This window comes from Burkholderia alba, from assembly GCF_034721475.1.
Lineage (GTDB): Bacteria > Pseudomonadota > Gammaproteobacteria > Burkholderiales > Burkholderiaceae > Burkholderia > Burkholderia alba.
Genome location: NZ_JAWJWL010000014.1, coordinates 117252 through 134183 on the forward strand (window position 1 = coordinate 117252; position 16932 = coordinate 134183).

At 68.3% G+C, this 16932-nt stretch carries 16 protein-coding genes; 10 read left to right on the top strand and 6 right to left on the bottom strand.

The features are described from left to right. Positions 1-4 precede the first annotated feature (4 nt). The 5 genes from RZR99_RS17595 (at position 5) to RZR99_RS17615 (ending at position 5830) form a co-directional block, all read left to right on the top strand. Positions 5-583: a pseudouridine synthase gene (locus RZR99_RS17595; RefSeq protein WP_323121038.1), complete on the top strand. Its 579-nt coding sequence runs from the start codon at positions 5-7 to the stop codon at positions 581-583. A gap of 266 nt (positions 584-849) precedes the next feature. After that, positions 850-1050, top strand: coding sequence for a hypothetical protein (locus RZR99_RS17600; protein ID WP_323121039.1), 201 nt, complete (start codon positions 850-852; stop codon positions 1048-1050). A gap of 168 nt (positions 1051-1218) precedes the next feature. Next, positions 1219-1728 carry a DUF192 domain-containing protein gene (locus RZR99_RS17605; protein ID WP_323121040.1) on the top strand — a complete coding sequence of 170 codons (510 nt, stop codon included), beginning with the start codon at positions 1219-1221 and terminating at the stop codon, positions 1726-1728. 228 nt (positions 1729-1956) lie between these two features. After that, positions 1957-4071, top strand: a complete 2115-nt coding sequence (gene fusA, locus RZR99_RS17610) for an elongation factor G (protein ID WP_323121041.1) — start codon at positions 1957-1959, stop codon at positions 4069-4071. Between the two features lie 925 nt (positions 4072-4996). Beyond that, positions 4997-5830, top strand: coding sequence for a hypothetical protein (locus RZR99_RS17615; protein ID WP_323121042.1), 834 nt, complete (start codon positions 4997-4999; stop codon positions 5828-5830). Between the two features lie 29 nt (positions 5831-5859). Here the strand turns inward: RZR99_RS17615 and RZR99_RS17620 are convergent, their stop codons facing one another. Next, entirely contained in the window at positions 5860-6705 is an 846-nt protein-coding gene (locus tag RZR99_RS17620; RefSeq protein ID WP_323121043.1) for an aldo/keto reductase, read from the bottom strand. Between the two features lie 165 nt (positions 6706-6870). Here RZR99_RS17620 and RZR99_RS17625 point away from each other — a divergent pair, with 165 nt between their 5' ends. Further along, the gene (locus tag RZR99_RS17625; protein ID WP_323121044.1) at positions 6871-7617 is read left to right on the top strand and encodes a GntR family transcriptional regulator; all 747 of its coding nucleotides are present in this window, start codon (positions 6871-6873) and stop codon (positions 7615-7617) included. Positions 7618-7626: 9 nt separating this feature from the next. Here RZR99_RS17625 and RZR99_RS17630 read toward each other — a convergent pair whose 3' ends face one another. Next, the gene (locus RZR99_RS17630; protein WP_323121045.1) at positions 7627-9021 is read right to left on the bottom strand and encodes a CoA transferase; all 1395 of its coding nucleotides are present in this window, start codon (positions 9019-9021) and stop codon (positions 7627-7629) included. Positions 9022-9157: 136 nt separating this feature from the next. Here RZR99_RS17630 and RZR99_RS17635 point away from each other — a divergent pair, with 136 nt between their 5' ends. Then, positions 9158-10390 (top strand): citrate/2-methylcitrate synthase, encoded by a 1233-nt coding sequence (locus tag RZR99_RS17635; RefSeq protein WP_323121046.1) that lies wholly within the window; start codon positions 9158-9160, stop codon positions 10388-10390. Here RZR99_RS17635 and RZR99_RS17640 read toward each other — a convergent pair. Beyond that, entirely contained in the window at positions 10363-10686 is a 324-nt protein-coding gene (locus RZR99_RS17640) for a DUF2917 domain-containing protein (protein WP_323121047.1), read from the bottom strand. The genes RZR99_RS17635 and RZR99_RS17640 overlap by 28 nt on opposite strands. Before the next feature lie 200 nt (positions 10687-10886). Here RZR99_RS17640 and mdtD point away from each other — a divergent pair, with 200 nt between their 5' ends. Both mdtD and RZR99_RS17650 read left to right on the top strand, forming a co-directional pair. Further along, positions 10887-12323, top strand: a complete 1437-nt coding sequence (gene mdtD, locus RZR99_RS17645) for a multidrug transporter subunit MdtD (protein ID WP_323121048.1) — start codon at positions 10887-10889, stop codon at positions 12321-12323. A gap of 183 nt (positions 12324-12506) precedes the next feature. Next, entirely contained in the window at positions 12507-13781 is a 1275-nt protein-coding gene (locus RZR99_RS17650) for an EAL domain-containing protein (RefSeq protein WP_323121049.1), read from the top strand. 17 nt (positions 13782-13798) lie between these two features. On the opposite strand, the gene RZR99_RS17655 is transcribed toward RZR99_RS17650, so the two are convergent. The 3 genes from RZR99_RS17655 to RZR99_RS17665 form a co-directional block, all read right to left on the bottom strand. Next, entirely contained in the window at positions 13799-14404 is a 606-nt protein-coding gene (locus RZR99_RS17655) for a class I SAM-dependent methyltransferase (RefSeq protein ID WP_323121050.1), read from the bottom strand. 141 nt (positions 14405-14545) lie between these two features. Next, positions 14546-15565 carry a 2-dehydropantoate 2-reductase gene (locus RZR99_RS17660; RefSeq protein ID WP_323121114.1) on the bottom strand — a complete coding sequence of 340 codons (1020 nt, stop codon included), beginning with the start codon at positions 15563-15565 and terminating at the stop codon, positions 14546-14548. 10 nt (positions 15566-15575) lie between these two features. After that, positions 15576-16106 (bottom strand): Mpo1 family 2-hydroxy fatty acid dioxygenase, encoded by a 531-nt coding sequence (locus RZR99_RS17665; RefSeq protein WP_323121051.1) that lies wholly within the window; start codon positions 16104-16106, stop codon positions 15576-15578. Positions 16107-16189: 83 nt separating this feature from the next. Here RZR99_RS17665 and RZR99_RS17670 point away from each other — a divergent pair, with 83 nt between their 5' ends. Then, complete coding sequence (locus RZR99_RS17670) at positions 16190-16897, top strand: Crp/Fnr family transcriptional regulator (protein WP_323121052.1); 708 nt, start codon at positions 16190-16192, stop codon at positions 16895-16897. Positions 16898-16932: the final 35 nt, after the last annotated feature.

Consider the following 16932-nt stretch of genomic DNA (forward strand, 5'->3'; position numbering starts at 1 on the left):
CGCCATGACCCTGCTCGCTCTGAACAAGCCGTTCGGCACCATTTGCCAGTTTTCCGCGCACGAAACCCGCGCATCGCTCGGCGACTGGGTCAAGACGCCGGGGGTCTATCCCGCCGGCCGCCTCGATGCCGACAGCGAGGGCCTGTTGCTGCTGACCGACGACGGCGCGCTGCAGGCCCGGATCGCCGAACCCCGCCACAAGCTGGTGAAACGCTACTGGGCGCAGGTCGAGGGCACGCCCGACGCGGCCGCGCTGAAGGCGCTCGCGCGCGGCGTCGACCTGGGCGACTACGTGACGCGCCCGTGCCGGGCGATACCGGTCGAGCCGCCCGCGACGCTGTGGCCCCGCAACCCGCCGGTCCGCTATCGCGCGGCAATCCCGACTGCCTGGGTCGAGCTGGCGATCACCGAGGGCAAGAACCGCCAGGTGCGCCGCATGACGGCCGCCGTCGGTTTCCCCACTCTGCGGCTGGTGCGGGTCGGAATCGGCGCGCTCGACCTGTTTTCGCTCGGCCTTGCGCCCGGTGCAACGCTCGACCTGCCCGACCGGGCGCCCTGGGACGGCTTCGCGTGCGGCACATGACAGTTCCATGAAGTACGGACCGGCACGTCAACCGGGTGCAAACCTCACGCGTTAAACGACGCAGATGCCGCTCCCAGCTATCCGGCATTGGCACGAAAGCCGCAGGTTCGTCGTTTGCGCGACATCAAACTACCGGCCGGACGCCCGCAGCGCAGAGAGATTTTTTCTCAACGCGTCTGTCAACCGAAAGGTGGATGGCACCGTTAGACGACATGACTCCTATGCCGGGTCATTTGGTTAATTAACTAAAGCTGAGGAAACACAAAATGAACAAACTGATCGCCGCTCTGGTCGCTGGCCTCTTCGCAACGGCTGCTTTCGCACAAGCTTCGGCTCCGGCCGCCGCACCGGCTGCTGACGCAGCTTCGGCACCGGCTAAGAAGGCTCACAAGAAGCACGCGCACAAGAAGGCGCACGCAAAGAAGGCAGCAAGCGCCGCTGAAGCCCCGGCAGCTGCTTCGAACTAAGTAAGCAAGTTGTAATAACGCAGTCAAGAACCAGCAGTTGCCGTTCTTACGGCGTTGAAAGGCAGATCCCCGCAAGGCGATCTGCCTTTTTCTTTTTCCGCCCGTCTGATGCGTTCGCCGCCGCGCTTCGCGTACCATGCGGGTCTCGTTTCCGATAGGAGCCCCGCTGTGCGATTTTCTCCGCGCTCTTCGCTCGCCCGTCTCGTGCGAGCCGCCGCCCTCCCCGTCGCGCTGGCATTCGCCGCCGGCGGCATGCCGGCCGCCCAGGCCCAGACGGCGCAGATGCCGCCCGGCGCCAAGCAGCCGGGCGACTTCCCGCGCGTCAAGCTGCGGGCCGGCATGTACGTGATCGATGCCGCGGTCGCGGCGAACGACGCGGATCGCGAGCAGGGCCTGATGTACCGCTCCCAGCTTGCGCCGAACGAGGGCATGCTGTTCGTTTTCAACGAGAATGCGGTCCATTGTTTCTGGATGAAGAACACGCTGATCCCGCTGTCGATCGCGTTCGTCCGCGCGGACGGCACGATCACCGACATCGACGAAATGAAGGCCGAGACCACCGACAATCACTGCCCGCGCAACAACGGCGTGTACGCGCTCGAAATGAGCAAAGGCTGGTTCGCCGCGAAAGGCATCAAGCCGGGCATGAAGCTCGACGGTCTGCCGCAGCCGCAGTAACGCCCGACGGTCTCCGGCCGTGAGGCTGACAGCGGAAAGCCGGTCGCGCCAGCGCACCGGCTTTTTTTGCGCATGCGCGCCCGGTTTTTCGCCCTCCCGGCTTGATTCCGCGATCGTTACCCACATCTGCAAAAGCCACGAGCACGCGCTATGCTTTAAGTCTCGTACGAGTCGCACCGGGCTGCCATGTCGGCGGCCCGCTTCAGTCCAGAACCTAAGGAGGTTCACGTGCCCCGCAAAACCCCCATCGAGCGCTATCGGAACATAGGCATCAGCGCTCACATCGACGCCGGCAAGACCACGACGACCGAGCGCATCCTGTTCTACACCGGCGTGAGCCACAAGATCGGCGAGGTGCACGACGGCGCGGCAACGATGGACTGGATGGAGCAGGAACAGGAGCGCGGCATCACGATCACGTCCGCGGCCACCACCGCGTTCTGGAAAGGCATGGCCGGCAACTACCCGGAGCACCGGATCAACATCATCGACACTCCCGGGCACGTCGACTTCACGATCGAAGTCGAACGCTCGATGCGCGTGCTCGACGGCGCCTGCATGGTGTACGACTCGGTCGGCGGTGTGCAGCCGCAATCGGAAACGGTGTGGCGCCAGGCAAACAAGTACAAGGTGCCGCGCATCGCATTCGTCAACAAGATGGACCGGGTCGGCGCGGATTTCTTCCGCGTGCAGCGGCAGATCGGCGAACGCCTGAAAGGCGTCGCGGTACCGATCCAGATCCCGATCGGCGCGGAAGATCACTTCCAGGGCGTCGTCGACCTCGTCAAGATGAAGGCGATTCTTTGGGACGACGAAAGCCAGGGCGTGAAGTTCACCTATGAAGAGATTCCGGCGAACCTCGTCGAGCTGGCCAACGAGTGGCACGGGAAGATGGTCGAGGCCGCGGCGGAAGCGAGCGAGGAGCTGCTCGACAAGTACCTGACCGACCACAACTCGCTGACCGAAGACGAGATCAAGGCGGCACTGCGCCAGCGCACGGTCGCCAACGAGATCGTGCCGATGCTGTGCGGCAGCGCATTCAAGAACAAGGGGGTGCAGGCGATGCTCGACGCGGTGATCGACTACCTGCCGTCGCCCGTCGACGTGCCCGCGATCCTCGGCCACGACCTGAACGACAAGGAAGCGGAACGTCATCCGAGCGACGACGAGCCGTTCTCCGCGCTCGCATTCAAGATCATGACCGACCCGTTCGTCGGCCAGTTGATCTTCTTCCGGGTGTACTCGGGCGTCGTCGAATCGGGCGACACCGTGCTGAACGCTGTGAAGGACAAGAAGGAACGGCTGGGTCGGATCCTGCAGATGCACGCGAACGAGCGCAAGGAAATCAAGGAAGTGCGCGCGGGCGACATCGCGGCGGCGGTCGGCCTGAAGGAAGCGACCACCGGAGATACGCTGTGCGCCCCGTCGGCGCCGATCATTCTCGAGCGGATGGAATTCCCGGAGCCGGTGATTTCGCAGGCCGTCGAGCCGAAGACGAAGGCCGACCAGGAAAAGATGGGCCTGGCGCTCAATCGTCTCGCTCAGGAAGATCCGTCGTTCCGCGTGCAGACCGACGAGGAATCGGGCCAGACGATCATTTCGGGGATGGGCGAGCTGCACCTGGAAATTCTGGTCGACCGGATGAAGCGCGAGTTCGGCGTAGAAGCGACCGTCGGCAAGCCGCAGGTGGCCTATCGCGAAACGGTGCGCGCGGTCGCGGAGGACGTCGAAGGCAAGTTCGTCAAGCAGTCGGGCGGCCGCGGCCAGTACGGCCACGCGGTCATCACGCTCGAGCCGAACCCCGGCAAGGGCTATGAGTTCCTCGACGAGATCAAGGGCGGCGTGATCCCGCGCGAGTACATCCCGGCCGTCGACAAGGGCATCCAGGACACGCTGAAATCGGGCGTGCTCGCGGGCTACCCGATCGTCGACGTCAAGGTGCATCTGACGTTCGGCTCGTACCACGACGTCGACTCGAACGAAAACGCATTCCGGATGGCCGGCTCGATGGCGTTCAAGGAAGCGATGCGCCGCGCGAAGCCGGTGCTGCTCGAACCGATGATGGCCGTCGAGGTGGAAACGCCCGAGGATTTCATGGGCAACGTGATGGGCGACCTCTCGAGCCGGCGCGGCATGGTGCAGGGCATGGAAGACATCGCGGGCGGCGGCGGCAAGCTGGTGCGCGCCGAAGTACCGCTCGCCGAGATGTTCGGCTATTCCACGTCGCTGCGCTCGGCCACGCAGGGCCGCGCGACCTACTCGATGGAGTTCAAGCACTATGCCGAGACGCCCAACAGCGTGTCGGAAGCGGTGATCAACGCGAAGCAGGTCGACCGCCGCTAGGCGCTCGAACGCGGCGATTCCGATCGTCGTCGGCCCGTCCGGAAGCGGACGGGCTTTTTTATGCGTCGAAGAGCGGGACGTCGGCGCATGCGGCCCGTTCCGGGAGAGCGGGCCGGACGGCTCCCGGATCCTGGCCGGTCCGGCCGTCGCCCCGAATCCGGACGACGCGCGTTGCATGGCTCCCCGAGACAGAGGGATACGGTGCCGCCGACCCGACGCTCGCAGTACGAAGCCGCCGGGACCGGAAGGCAGGACGGTTCGTAGTCCTTACATCCCGCATGAAGGCAATCGTGGATCTCCGGTGGTATGCCGTTTCCCGTGCGCAGTCAGCCCGACTCGATAGCGGTTCGCCTCGCCCTGGTCCGGCATGCGATCCACTCGTCGATATCCGAACCCATTCTCCGGCATGAGCGGCGCAGGCTCTGCTCCGGTGCGGAGCCTGCGCCCCCTGTTCTTGCCGAACGGAGCGCGCCGGCAATCGTCGAGCGCACCGCGTGTATCGAGAGCGATCCGCCCGCCGCCGAACCACCGCAAGACAACCAGGATCACGAACGACACATACCGTCATCCCCCCTAGCATCGATGCCCGCGGGCCGGCCTCGCGCTTGACACTCTTACCGGCGGCTTGTGCGTGTTTCACTTCCGATACAGATTTCGTCGTTTGACGCCGCGCGGTCGGATGTCGGGTCGGCCCGCGCCATATGGATCGGGGCCGTGCGGCCGATGGCACGTTTATCGCTCTATCACCGGTGTGCGCCGGGTCGCAAGCCCGTGCGGCGCTATCCATAACCATCCGGAAACCGCTTCAGCCGATCCGCCGTGGCTCGTTCGCCGGATGTCGGCAGATTCAACGCTATGGACTCCGCACAAGCGCAGGCGTGAAGCAACGCGATCAATCAGTATCGCGGGCTCCGGGAGGCCGATCATGAATAACAGCGGATGGATCACGTATCCCTCACCCTCGCGGCGACGGCATCGCGTCGTCGTTTTCGCGCTCGCTGCGATGTCATGGTTCGTGGCCCAGCCGTCGTTCGCCCAGTCGGCCCGCGACGTGATTCCCGCGTGGTTCGTCGCACTGCAGGCAGTCGCCCAGCCCGTTTCCGTCCCCGTTCAAGTCGCTCAGAACACCGACGCCAATGCACCCAGCGCAGCCGACGATGCGGCAATGCTGTTCGCGCCGCATGCCTGCCCGGGCGATCCGGAAGCCTGCAAGATCGGACACGGCGGTGGCGGCGGCAACGGCGGTAGCGGCGGCGGTCATGGCAGCGGCGGCAGTACCGGCGGTAACACAGGCGGCAATACTGGCGGCAGCGTCGGCGCGACGGGGGGAGTCGCCAGCGGCAGCGGTCGTGGCAGCGGGTCGTCCGGAGGACATGGAAGTTCGAGCGGCGGCGGCACCTCGGGTGGTGGCACCTCGGGTGGCGGCACTTCGGGTGGCGGCACTTCGGGTGGCGGCACTTCGGGTGGCGGCACTTCGGGCGGCGGCACTTCGGGTGGCGGCACTTCAAGCGGCAGCACGTCGGGAAGCACGGGCTGCGGTTGCGGCTCACACGGGACAGGCCCGAGCGGCCACGGCGCCGGCGGCATCGGCCCGGGCGGACTCGGTGTCGGCGGACTCGGGACGGGCGGCATGGGCCCGGGCGGGCACGGTGCAGGCGGCATGGGCCCGGGTGGACGCGGCGGCGGCATGGGCCCTGGCGGACGCGGTGGCGGTAACGGCAACGGCGCCGGCGCGAACGGCGGCAACGGCGGTCATTGACGACCGGCCGCCACGCAGGGCCGTGTCCGTTACAGCATTTCCAGCGGGCGCTTGCGCCGTGGCGCGTTGAACTGCGCCTCGAGCCGCGCCAGTTCCGCGGCGCTCAGGACGAAATCGAGCGCCGCGCGGTTGTCGCGCACGTGTTCGACGCGGCCCGCTTTCGGAATCGCGAATACGCCGGGCTGTCGCAGCACCCAGGCCAGTGCCACCCGCATCGACGAGACCCCGCGTTCGCGTGCGATCTCGTCGAGCGCCGTTCCCCCGGGCAGCCGCGCGTGATCGATGGGGCTGTACGCCATCGCCGGCATCCGGTGCCGCCCGAGCCAGGGCAGCAGATCGAATTCCGGGCCGCGGCGCGCGATGTTGTAGAGAATCTGATTCGTCACGCACGCGTCGCCGCCGGCTTCGGATACCAGCTCCTGCATATCGTCGGTATCGAAATTACTGACGCCCCAGTGGCGAATCTTGCCTGCCGCCCTCAGCGCCTCGAATCCCGCAATCGTTTCGGCAAGCGGCACCGAGCCGCGCCAGTGCAGCAGGTACAGATCGAGTCGATCGGTGCGCAACCGCTTGAGGCTCGCCTCGCACGCCGCGACGACACCCCGGCGGCCTGCATTGTGCGGATACGCCTTGCTCACCAGGAACACGTCGTCGCGCAGCCCCGCAAGCGCGTCTCCCACGAGCGTCTCGGTCGCGCCGTCGCCGTACATCTCGGCGGTATCGATCAGCGTCAGGCCCAGTTCGACGCCCGCGCGCAGCGCGGCGATCTCCCCGGCGCGGCGCACCGGCCGCTCCCCCATCTCCCAGGTGCCCTGCCCGAGTTTCGGGATGGATTCGCCGTCCGGCAGGGCCACCGTGTCGAGCTTGCCTGTCATCACGTCCCTCGCGATTCTCGTGCGCGCAGGCCGCGATCTGCGGCCTTCACAATGCCCGCCAGTGTATCGGCTCGCGCCCGTGCCGCGACATGCACCGCAAAATACCGGTTAGGCCGGCGGCGCACGATGACATAAAATGGCCCAACTGTTTCCAACATGCACTCCATGAAGCCATCGACGGAAGACCGCTGGTACGATCTGCGCCCCGACCCGGACAACGACACGCCGCTCTACCTCCAGCTCGCCCGCCGGCTGGGCGACGCGATCCACGACAATCGCTGGGCGGCCGGCGAGGCGCTGCCGTCGGAACGGCTGCTGTCCGAAGCGATCGGCGTATCGCGCATCACCGCGCGCAAGGCGATCGCGCTGCTGGTCGAACAAGGCCTGATCCGCCGCACCCAGGGCGCCGGCAACTTCATCCAGCCGCGCTACGAAGATCCGCTGTCGCGGCTGTCGAGCTTCAGCGAGATGCTGAAGCGGCGCGGTTTCAATCCCAGTTCGCAATGGATCTCGCGCGACATCCAGCCGGCCAACCGCGATGAAGTGATCCAGCTCGGTCTGTCGCCCGCCGCATCGGTCACGCGCCTGAAACGGATGCGGCTCGCCGACGACATCGTGATGGCCGTCGAGGCCTCCACCTTCCCCGCCACCATCATCCCCGATCCGCAGGCCATCGGCGATTCGCTGTACAGCTATCTCGAACAGCGGGGCACGCCCATCGTGCGCGCGCTGCAGCATTTCCGCGCGGTCAATGCGAGCGACGAGGTCGCGCGCCAGATGGGCATCGCCCCGCACGACGCGCTGCTGCTGATCACCCGGATCGGCTATACCGCCGACCAGCGTGCGATCGAGCTCACCGACACGTACTGCCGCAACGATTACTACGACTTCGTCGTCGAATTGCGCAAGTAGCGCCGCGCCTCACGGCAGCCAGCACGGCGCATCGGTACCGAGCGGAACCGGCGGTCGCGCGAAGCGCGGCGGCGTGTCCGCCAGTTGCTCCGCGGGCATTGCCGCACGCACCACCCCGAACGGCGACACGACCTCGTCGAGACAATCCTGCACATCGTCGTATCGCACGTCCGGTGTCCGTTCGCCGCCGTCGATCGTGCCGAACGACTGCAGCCAGCGCCCCGTCTGCGCGAGCGACACCCGCACCTGCCAACTGCCCCCTTCCCGCGCCCGCCGCGCCAGCGCGATCATGGCGCCGCACGCGGCGAGATAGCCGCTCGCGTGATCGAGCGCCTGGCAAGGCAGATGCCTGGGCGACGACTGCCGCGCCGCGCGCTGCTCGGTCCACGCGATCCCGCTCGCCGACTGCACCAGACTGTCGAAGCCGCGCCGCCCGGCCCACGGGCCGACCTGCCCATAGGCGCTGATCGACACGCACACGATGCCCGGATGGCGCCGCGCCAGCTCCGCCGCGCCGAAGCCCCGCGCGGCGAGCGCGCCGGGGCGATAGCCCTGCAGGAATACGTCCGCGTCCGCCGCGAGCGCGTGCAGCGCGTCGCAGCCCGGCTCGTCGCGCAAATCGAGCAGCGTCGAGCGCTTGCCGCGGCCGTTGTCGATCACGAGTGCCGGAATGTTCGGCAGGTGCGGACCGTTCACCAGCAGAACCTGCGCGCCATGCTGCGCGAGCGTGCGCCCGGCCACCGGCCCCGCGATGATCCGCGTCAGGTCGAGCACGCGCGTGCCGGCCAGCGGCCGCTCGGCGGAACCGGCGCCGATGGGCCGGGGCGGCGCGTCGCCGATGCGTTCGATTTCCAGCAGCGGCATATGCTCGAGCGCGCGCGCCTGTTCGAGTTCGCCCCACTCGCGCGGCGAACGGATCAGCGCGGCGCACATGCCGGCCTCGGCCAGCGCGGCATCGAGCGCGGCGCCGTCCCAGCCGCGAATCGCTGCCGCCACCTGCGCGGGCTCTCCGCCGCTGCCGAGCACGTCGAGGATGCCCTGCAGGTGATGCGGAAAATTCGCGTGCAACTGGATCCAGCGATGATCGCGCGTCTCGTAGAACCCCGTCACCGGATGCCGCGGGTCGGGCGGCAGCCCGCCGTCCACCCGCAGATAGCGCTCGCTGCGAAACACCGCCAGCGCGCGGCGCAACGACACGGTCACCCGCTGCGCGCGACCGGTGCGCTCGCGCAGGCACTCGGCGGCGGCGAGCCCAGCCGCCGCCACGGTCGATGCGGCCAGCGCGCCGACCCGGTACACCGACGGCAACCCCGGGTCGCCGCCCTCGATGCCGACCCGCTCGAGCGCCGCCGGATCGCCGCCCACCGTACGCCACAGCGCGAATAACGCCTGTTCAGGATGCATGATCGTTTTCTCGTCGGGACACAATGGAAACGAGTCTAGAATGCGCGGTACCCGCGATCAATCTTGATCAGTTGAATCAATACATAACGAATCGTAGTAAGCCGGACCCGCGACTGCGCGTCCGCAGGAACCCGCCATGGCCCGTCTCTCCGCCACCGAAGCCGCGCAATTGCTCGGCGTCAGCCTGCCGACGCTGTATGCGTACGTCAGCCGCGGCCTGCTGCAATCGCGGCCGGACGGCGCCAGCAAGCGCCGTTCCTACGACGGCGACGAAGTACGGCTGCTCGCGCGTCGCCGCGCGGACGCGAAGCGCGCCGGCAAGGTTGCCGAACGCACGCTCGACTGGGGGCTGCCGGTGCTGGAGTCGGCGCTCACGCAGATCACGAACGGCAGGCTGCACTATCGCGGCCGCGACGCGATCGAATTGGCTGCCGCCGCGACGCTCGAAGAGGTTGCCGCGCTGCTGTGGGCGTGCCCGCCCGAGCGGCTCATGCGAGGCCCGGCTGCGTTATCCGGCCCCGGCGCCCCGCCGTGGGCCGAGTGGCTGACACTGTGGGGCGATCTTCCGCCGCTCGAACGCGCGCTGGTGCTGCTGCCCGCGGCCGCGGCCACCATGCCGCGGATCTGGGCGCAGGGCCGCGACGCGCAGCTCGATACGGCGTGCTCGCTGATGCGCGCCACGGCCGGGGCACTGGCGGGCGTCGCGCCGTCGGCCGTGCCGATTCATCGCCAGCTCGGCGCGGCGTGGGGGGTGCGCGACCGGCGAGGCGCCGACCTGTTGCGGATGGCGCTCGTGCTGTGCGCCGACCACGAGCTCAATCCTTCGACCTTCGCCGTGCGCTGCATCGCGTCGACGGGAACCCATCTCTACGGCGCGATCGCGGGCGGACTGTCCGCGCTGTCGGGGCCGCGGCATGGCGGCGAAACGATTCGGGTCAGCGCGCTGCTCGACGAAGCGGCACGCGCCGACGATCTCGACCGCTATCTCGCGGTGCGGCTCGCACACGACGAACGCGAGAGCGGCGGACGCTCGCGGTTGGCGGGCTTCGGCCATCCGCTTTATCCCGACGGCGACCCGCGCGCGGTACTGCTGCTGGACGCGCTGCGCGCGTACGCCGGCACGCGTCCGGCGTTGCGCGATGCGCTGGCGCTCGCCGCAGCCGTCGAAGCGGCGATCCTGCTGCGGCCGACCATCGATTTCGCGCTGTCGGTGCTCGAACGCACGCTCGCCCTGCCGCGCGACGCGGCATTCGCGCTGTTCGCAGCGGGACGCGTCGTGGGCTGGATCGCCCACGCGATCGAACAGCAGGCGGACGGCAAGCTGATCCGTCCGCGCGCACGCTACATCGGCACGGACGCGCCGGCCTGACCCGAGCGCGTCCGCCACGACCCGGCGCCACGCAGCGGCGCGCGCTCGCTCAGCGACGGCGCCGTCACCGCGAAAGCCAGCTCGACCTGCGCATCGCCACGTCCCGCGCCGATCCACACGCGCACACCCGGCGGCAACTCGAACGGCTGCCCCGGCGCCAGCCAGTAATCGTCGACCCGGCCTTCAACCGTCAGCCACACTTCGCCCGCCGTCACGATCAGGCGCACCGGACGCGTCGTACGCCACGCGATCGCCGGCTCGCCCTGCTCGAATGCATAGGTTCGAATCTCGCGCATGAACGCCTCCAATGTCGGCATGAGGGAGTCGATCCATTCTCATGACAACGACATGTCACCTGCCATAGACACTTCCTGACACTTCATGCCGAACTGTACTGATGAAATGGCAGACACAGCACGACACCCTGCGTATCCGGGCCGGTTTCCCTACAATGTCGGCTGCCCGCACCCCGGTGCACCCTCGCCGCACCCTCTCCATGCCTCCAGCCCCATCTGCTTGCGCCCCGAGTGAAAAATCGCTGACCGTGATGCTGTGGCTCGTCGCCACCGGCTTCTTCATGCAGACCCTCGATTCGACGATCGTCAACACGGCGCTGCCGTCGATGGCGGCCAGCCTCGGCGAATCGCCGCTGCGGATGCAATCGGTCGTGATCGCGTACTCATTGACGATGGCCGTGATGATCCCCGTGTCGGGCTGGCTCGCCGACAAGCTCGGCACCCGCCGCGTGTTTTTCAGCGCGATCCTGGTCTTCTCGCTCGGCTCGCTGCTGTGCGCGAATGCGCACACGCTGCAGCAGTTGGTCGTGTTCCGCGTGATCCAGGGCGTCGGCGGTGCGATGCTGCTGCCCGTCGGCCGGCTCGCGGTGCTGCGCACGTTTCCCGCCGAGCGCTACTTGTCCGCGCTGTCGTTCGTCGCGATCCCCGGCCTGATCGGCCCGTTGATCGGCCCGACGCTCGGTGGCTGGCTCGTGAAGATCGCATCGTGGCACTGGATCTTCCTGATCAACGTGCCGGTCGGCGTCGCCGGCTGCATCGCGACCTTCTATTCGATGCCCGACGCGCGCAACCCGGCCGCGGGCCGCTTCGACCTCAAGGGCTATCTGCTGCTGACGATCGGCATGATCGCGATCTCGCTGTCGCTCGACGGCCTCGCGGATCTCGGCATGCAGCACGCGGCCGTGCTGGTGCTGCTGATCCTGAGCCTCGCGTGCTTCGTCGCCTACGGCCTCCATGCGGTGCGGGCACCGCAGCCGATCTTCTCGCTGGAGCTGTTCAGGATCCACACGTTCAGCGTCGGCCTGCTCGGCAACCTGTTCGCGCGGATCGGCAGCGGCGCGATGCCTTACCTGATCCCGCTGCTGCTGCAGGTGAGCCTCGGCTACAGCGCGTTCGAGGCGGGGCTGATGATGCTGCCCGTCGCGGCGGCCGGCATGTTCTCCAAGCACCTGATCACGCAGCTGATCACGCGGTACGGCTACCGGAAGGTGCTGCTGTCGAACACGATCATGGTGGGACTGATGATGGCCAGCTTCGCGCTGATGCGGGACACGATGCCCGTCTGGCTCAAGGTCGCGCAGCTCGCGCTGTTCGGCGGTTTCAACTCGATGCAGTTCACCGCGATGAACACGCTGACGCTGAAGGATCTCGGCACCGGCGGCGCGAGCAGCGGCAACAGTCTCTTTTCGCTGGTGCAGATGCTGTCGATGAGCCTGGGCGTGACGGTCGCGGGGGCGCTGCTCGCCACCTTCACCGGGATGATGAAAAGCGCGACGCCGACCCACTCGCTGCCGGCTTTTCATGCGACCTTCCTGTGCGTCGGTATCATCACGGCAGGCTCCGCGTGGATTTTCGCGCAGCTCGCGCCGGACATTCGCGGCACGGCCCGCAAGACCGACCCGTCGGAACGCGCGTGAGCAAGCGGCGGACCGCGCCGTCGAACAGCCGGTCCGCGCGCCGCGCCGACGCGCGGTGCACCACGCAGGTGCAGGAACGGCGTGGGCGGGCGCAGTCGCCGCGGTCCGGGAACGGCTTTTTTGTGCACGTTTCTTGCTCGCCTATTCTGTAGGTAAACTGACAGCCTCTCACCGGCCGACATCATGAGCATGATCGACATCGATCCCCCAGGCTTCCAGCCACCGCGCCCCGTTGCGGGCGACGACGGCAACCGGCGCACCGTGCTGTACGGCGACTACACCGTGTTCAGCGTGTTCCAGCCGGTCTTTTCGGTGTCGCATCGCCGCGCGATCGGCTACCACGCGTCGCTGCGCGCGCAGGATGCCGACAGCCGCCAGGTGCCGTCGCACGAGGTGTTCACGCAGGCGGCGCGGCGCGGCGACCTGCTCGAACTCGGCCGGCTCGCCGAATCGCTGCATCTCGGCAATTTCCATGCGTTCGACAGCCATGACGAATGGCTCTTTCTGAGCCTGCATCCGGCCGCGCTGATGGACACCGTGTACGGCGACGCGCTGCTCGCGAACCTGAAGGCGCTCGGGCTGTCGCCGCAGCGTGTCGTGCTGGAAGTGCCGGAACAGGCGGGCGGCGAGACGCCCCGTTTCGCCGCGATCGTCGACGGGTTGCGCAAGGCCGGCTTCCTGATCGCGCTCGGCGGCTTCGGCGCAAAGCACTCGAACATCGACCGCGTGTGGCACCTGCATCCCGACATCGTCACGCTCGACCGCGGCATCCTCGCGCAGGCGAGCGAACATTCGCACCTCGAGCGCGTGCTGCCGGGCATGGTGTCGCTGCTGCACGAATCAGGCCAGCTGGTGCTGATGGGCGGGCTCAGCACCGAACGCGAAGCGCTGATCGCGCTCGAATGCGACGTCGATTTCGTGCAAGGGCAGTATTTCGCCGGTCCGAGCGTCGAACCGGTTCAGCCGCAGGCCGCGGCCGGCTGCATGGATACGCTGTCGGCCGCGCTGCGGCTGCGCGTCGCGGAACGCGAACGCAGCCAGGCCTCCCGCCTCGCGCCCTATGTCGCGGCGCTCGCGCAGGCGAGCGCGCTGGTCCGCGAAGGCCGGGACGTCACGCAGGCCGCCGCCCCGCTGCTCGCGCTGCCGGAAACCGCACGCTGCTTCCTGCTCGATGCGTCGGGCCGCCAGATCGGCGACAACGTGCTGCCGCATGGCCACGTGTCGCAGCGCGCGAAGCGCTTCCGCCCGCTGCTGCATTCGGAAGGCGCGAGCTGGGAACGCCGGCCGTATTTCATCCAGGCGCTGCGGGTGCCGGGGCGCGTGCACCTGACGCCGCCGTACCTGTCGATCAACGAGGCCCACCTGTGCGTGACCGCCTCGATCGCCGCGCCCGCCGCACAGGGCATGCAGGTGCTGTGCGTCGACATCAACTGGGAAGCGGCCGCGCACCGCAACTGACGCGCCGGCCGCCGCGCTCAGCCCGCCGCGCGCGCATCCCGGCGCACGATGATCCGGTGTATCCGCTTGCCGGACGATTCGCTGAGCGCCTCGTGATCGAACAGCACCGACACCGCGCCGCCCAGCGCCGAGCGCACCCGTTGCGCGTCGAACGCCGCATAGAGCCGGCCGCGCGCATCGCGCTGCGACTCGCCGTCCGTCACTCGCCAGCTCAGATACAGCACGCCGCCCGGCTGCAGCAATTCGACCAGGCGCGCCCCCGCCGCCTCGATCTCGTCGGGCGCGAGATGCATGATCACGGTCTCGCACAGCACGTTGCGAAATGCGCCGGACGGCACGCCCGCCAGCGTGGGCAGCAGCGCCGGCTCGAAACGCAGCGACGGATACCTGCGGCGTGCCTCGTCGAGCAGCGCCGCGCTGCCGTCATAGCCGAACGCATCGAAACCGTGACGCGCGAGCCACGCCACGTCGCGGCCCGCGCCGCAGCCGATGTCGGCGGTCGGGCCGGGTTCGAAATAGCGTTCGAGCAGCGCGTACATGTCGTCGGGCGGCGGCTGCTCGAACCAGTCCTGCGCATAGTCGGCCGCATGAAGGTCGTATGCGTCGAGCGTGGTGCGATCCATCGTGGGCTCCTGGTCAGTCGATGCGGAAAGAGAATCGGCAAGATCGAACGCCGCGTCGCGGCGCGAGTCCGCCCATCCTATCCAAATCGCGCCGCTCGGGCACGCTCGACAGCAATCGGCCGCGCTCGATCCGGCCGGCCGTCAGGCCCGCGCGGCGGCACGCAATTCCGCCAGCAGGGCGTCGCCGCTCCAGACCGGTCGCTCGCCGGTGCGCTCCGCCGCATGCACGAGTGCGCACAAGCGCGCATTCACGGGTGCGCCGCAGCCCGCCTGTCCGGCAAGCCGGACCACCGCGCCGTTGATCCAGTCGACCTCGGTCGGTCGGCCCGCCGTCAGATCGTCCGCCATCGACGAACGCGCGAGCGGGTCGATCGTCAGCATCCCGCGGGCGAGCCGCGCGAACAACGGATCGGGCGCGGCCAGCATGTGCGGCACCCACGCGGCGGGCAACGGCGTCAGCCGCGCGGGCCGCATCCGCAGGCGCGCGAACACCCCGAGCGCCTCCTGCTGCGCGAGCGCCAGGCAGCGCCGGTAGCTGCGCTGCGCGAGTTCCGCCTTGAGCGGCTGGTTCGCGAGCGCATTGATCGCATTGTTGAGATTGAACAGCAGCTTCGCCCACTGAACCGGACGCAGATCCGCATGGATGCGCAGCGGCAGGCCCGCGCGGACGAATTCGCCCGCAAAGTGCCGTAGCGCGGGCGCGTCCGTCGCCTCCAGCTCGCCCGCCGAGCCTTGATGAAAGACCCCGGCGCCGCGGGCAACGACGTTGAACGGCACCATGCCGGCCAGCACGGTACGGCCAGGTAGCGCCTTCGCCAGAACGTCGGCGTTGTCGAGACCGTTCTGGAAACTGACGACGACGGCGTCGCGCCGCGCCACGCGAGCCAGCGCCTCGGCCGCATCGGGCGTCGCCGCCGACTTCACGGTCACGAGCACCAGCGTGGCGTCCGCCAGCGCACCGGCGTCCGTTGCGAACGCGATCCGCTCGGGCGGCACGTGCGCCGAGCGGCCACGATAGTCGGACAGCGCGAGACCGTGCTCGCGCAACGCCGCACCGGTACGCTCGCGCCCGATCAACGCGACATCGCTGCCGCCCGCGAGCAACCGGCCGCCGAGATAGCAGCCGATCGCGCCCGCTCCGTAGATGCCGATTGCCGCCATCGGTCGCGGGTCACGCACGCACGGTAGCGCCGTGCACCGGCCCCGCGCGCCGCTCGATTTCCACACGCACCTCGTCGCGCCAGCCGATGAAGAACGCCACTTCGGCAACGATGAACAACGGCCCGACCATCAGGCCGACGAGATCGTCGACGAAAGCGGGTTTGCGGCCTTCGTAGTAGTGTCCGACGAACTGGATCACCCAGCCGACGAAGAACAGCCCGATGCCCGTGCCGAGCCACACCGCGGTCGACTGTGCGGCCAGGGTCTGACCGGCCCACAGACTGAGCGCGAGCAAGCCGCTCATCACCGCGCCGAACCGCAGGTCGAGTCTCAGGTAGAACCAGGCGAACGCCAGCATGAGGAGCAGCGCGGGGGTCAGCGCGACCGCGCCGGCCGCGCCGGCCGCGCCCAGCGCCGGGCGCGACAGCAGCACGCTGGCGGCCACGACGATCATCGGAATGCCGACCAGATGCGTCGCGACGTTGCGCGCATCGCGGTGATAGGCCGCATATTGGGCCAAGTGATCAACCAGGGTTTTCATCGCGTCTCCTTCCTTGGTGGGCGAGCGTTATCATGCCCGTCGCAGCTTCCCTTCTCTGTCAGCTACCCGACACCGCCGCGCCCATGACGTCGCCACTCGAACCCTACCGGTCCCAACTCGACACCAATCCGTGGTTCCGAGCGTTGCCCGACGCGCTGCGCGACCGGTTGATCGCGCACGCCGGGCTGCGCTCGCTCGACGCGGGACAGATCCTGTTCCGCCGCGGCGACGCGCCGTGCGGGCTGTACGCGGTGCTGGCGGGCGGCTTGACGATCGGCGCGGTCGACGCGGACGGCAAGGAAGCGCTGCTGACCATCGCCGAACCGACCACCTGGCTCGGCGAGATCTCGCTGTTCGACGGCCTGCCGCGCACGCACGACGCGATCGCCGCCGAACCCACGCTGCTGCTGCACCTCCCGCAAGCCGCACTGCAACATCTGCTCGACCGGGAACCGCACTATTGGCGTCATTTTGCGCTTCTGATGGCGCAAAAGCTGCGCATGTCGTTTCTGACCGTCGAGGCGATGAGCCTGATGCCTGCCGCACAGCGACTGGCGACCCGGCTGCTGATGATTGCGGAAGGCTACGGCGGCATCAGCGTGGGGCACACGCGCATCAGCCTGTCGCAGGAACGACTCGCCTCGCTGCTGTCGCTGACGCGGCAAACGACCAATCAGTTGCTGAAGGATCTCGCCGCGCGCGGCATCGTGCGGCTCCATGTCGGCGAAATCGAGATTCTCGATGTTCCCGCGCTTCGGCAGGCGAGCGGGTTCGGCGACGGCGCACGCTGAGCGCCGGAGCGAGCCCGCCCCGGCGCCGACTAGTG

Coding starts and splice junctions, on each gene's coding strand:
- RZR99_RS17595 (WP_323121038.1), top strand. CDS start 5: ATGACCCTGCTCGCTCTGAACAAGCCGTTCGGCACCATTTGCCAGTTT.
- RZR99_RS17600 (WP_323121039.1), top strand. CDS start 850: ATGAACAAACTGATCGCCGCTCTGGTCGCTGGCCTCTTCGCAACGGCT.
- RZR99_RS17615 (WP_323121042.1), top strand. CDS start 4,997: ATGAATAACAGCGGATGGATCACGTATCCCTCACCCTCGCGGCGACGG.
- RZR99_RS17620 (WP_323121043.1), bottom strand. CDS start 6,705: ATGACAGGCAAGCTCGACACGGTGGCCCTGCCGGACGGCGAATCCATC.
- RZR99_RS17625 (WP_323121044.1), top strand. CDS start 6,871: ATGAAGCCATCGACGGAAGACCGCTGGTACGATCTGCGCCCCGACCCG.
- RZR99_RS17630 (WP_323121045.1), bottom strand. CDS start 9,021: ATGCATCCTGAACAGGCGTTATTCGCGCTGTGGCGTACGGTGGGCGGC.
- RZR99_RS17635 (WP_323121046.1), top strand. CDS start 9,158: ATGGCCCGTCTCTCCGCCACCGAAGCCGCGCAATTGCTCGGCGTCAGC.
- RZR99_RS17640 (WP_323121047.1), bottom strand. CDS start 10,686: ATGCGCGAGATTCGAACCTATGCATTCGAGCAGGGCGAGCCGGCGATC.
- mdtD (WP_323121048.1), top strand. CDS start 10,887: ATGCCTCCAGCCCCATCTGCTTGCGCCCCGAGTGAAAAATCGCTGACC.
- RZR99_RS17650 (WP_323121049.1), top strand. CDS start 12,507: ATGAGCATGATCGACATCGATCCCCCAGGCTTCCAGCCACCGCGCCCC.
- RZR99_RS17655 (WP_323121050.1), bottom strand. CDS start 14,404: ATGGATCGCACCACGCTCGACGCATACGACCTTCATGCGGCCGACTAT.
- RZR99_RS17660 (WP_323121114.1), bottom strand. CDS start 15,565: ATGGCGGCAATCGGCATCTACGGAGCGGGCGCGATCGGCTGCTATCTC.
- RZR99_RS17665 (WP_323121051.1), bottom strand. CDS start 16,106: ATGAAAACCCTGGTTGATCACTTGGCCCAATATGCGGCCTATCACCGC.
- RZR99_RS17670 (WP_323121052.1), top strand. CDS start 16,190: ATGACGTCGCCACTCGAACCCTACCGGTCCCAACTCGACACCAATCCG.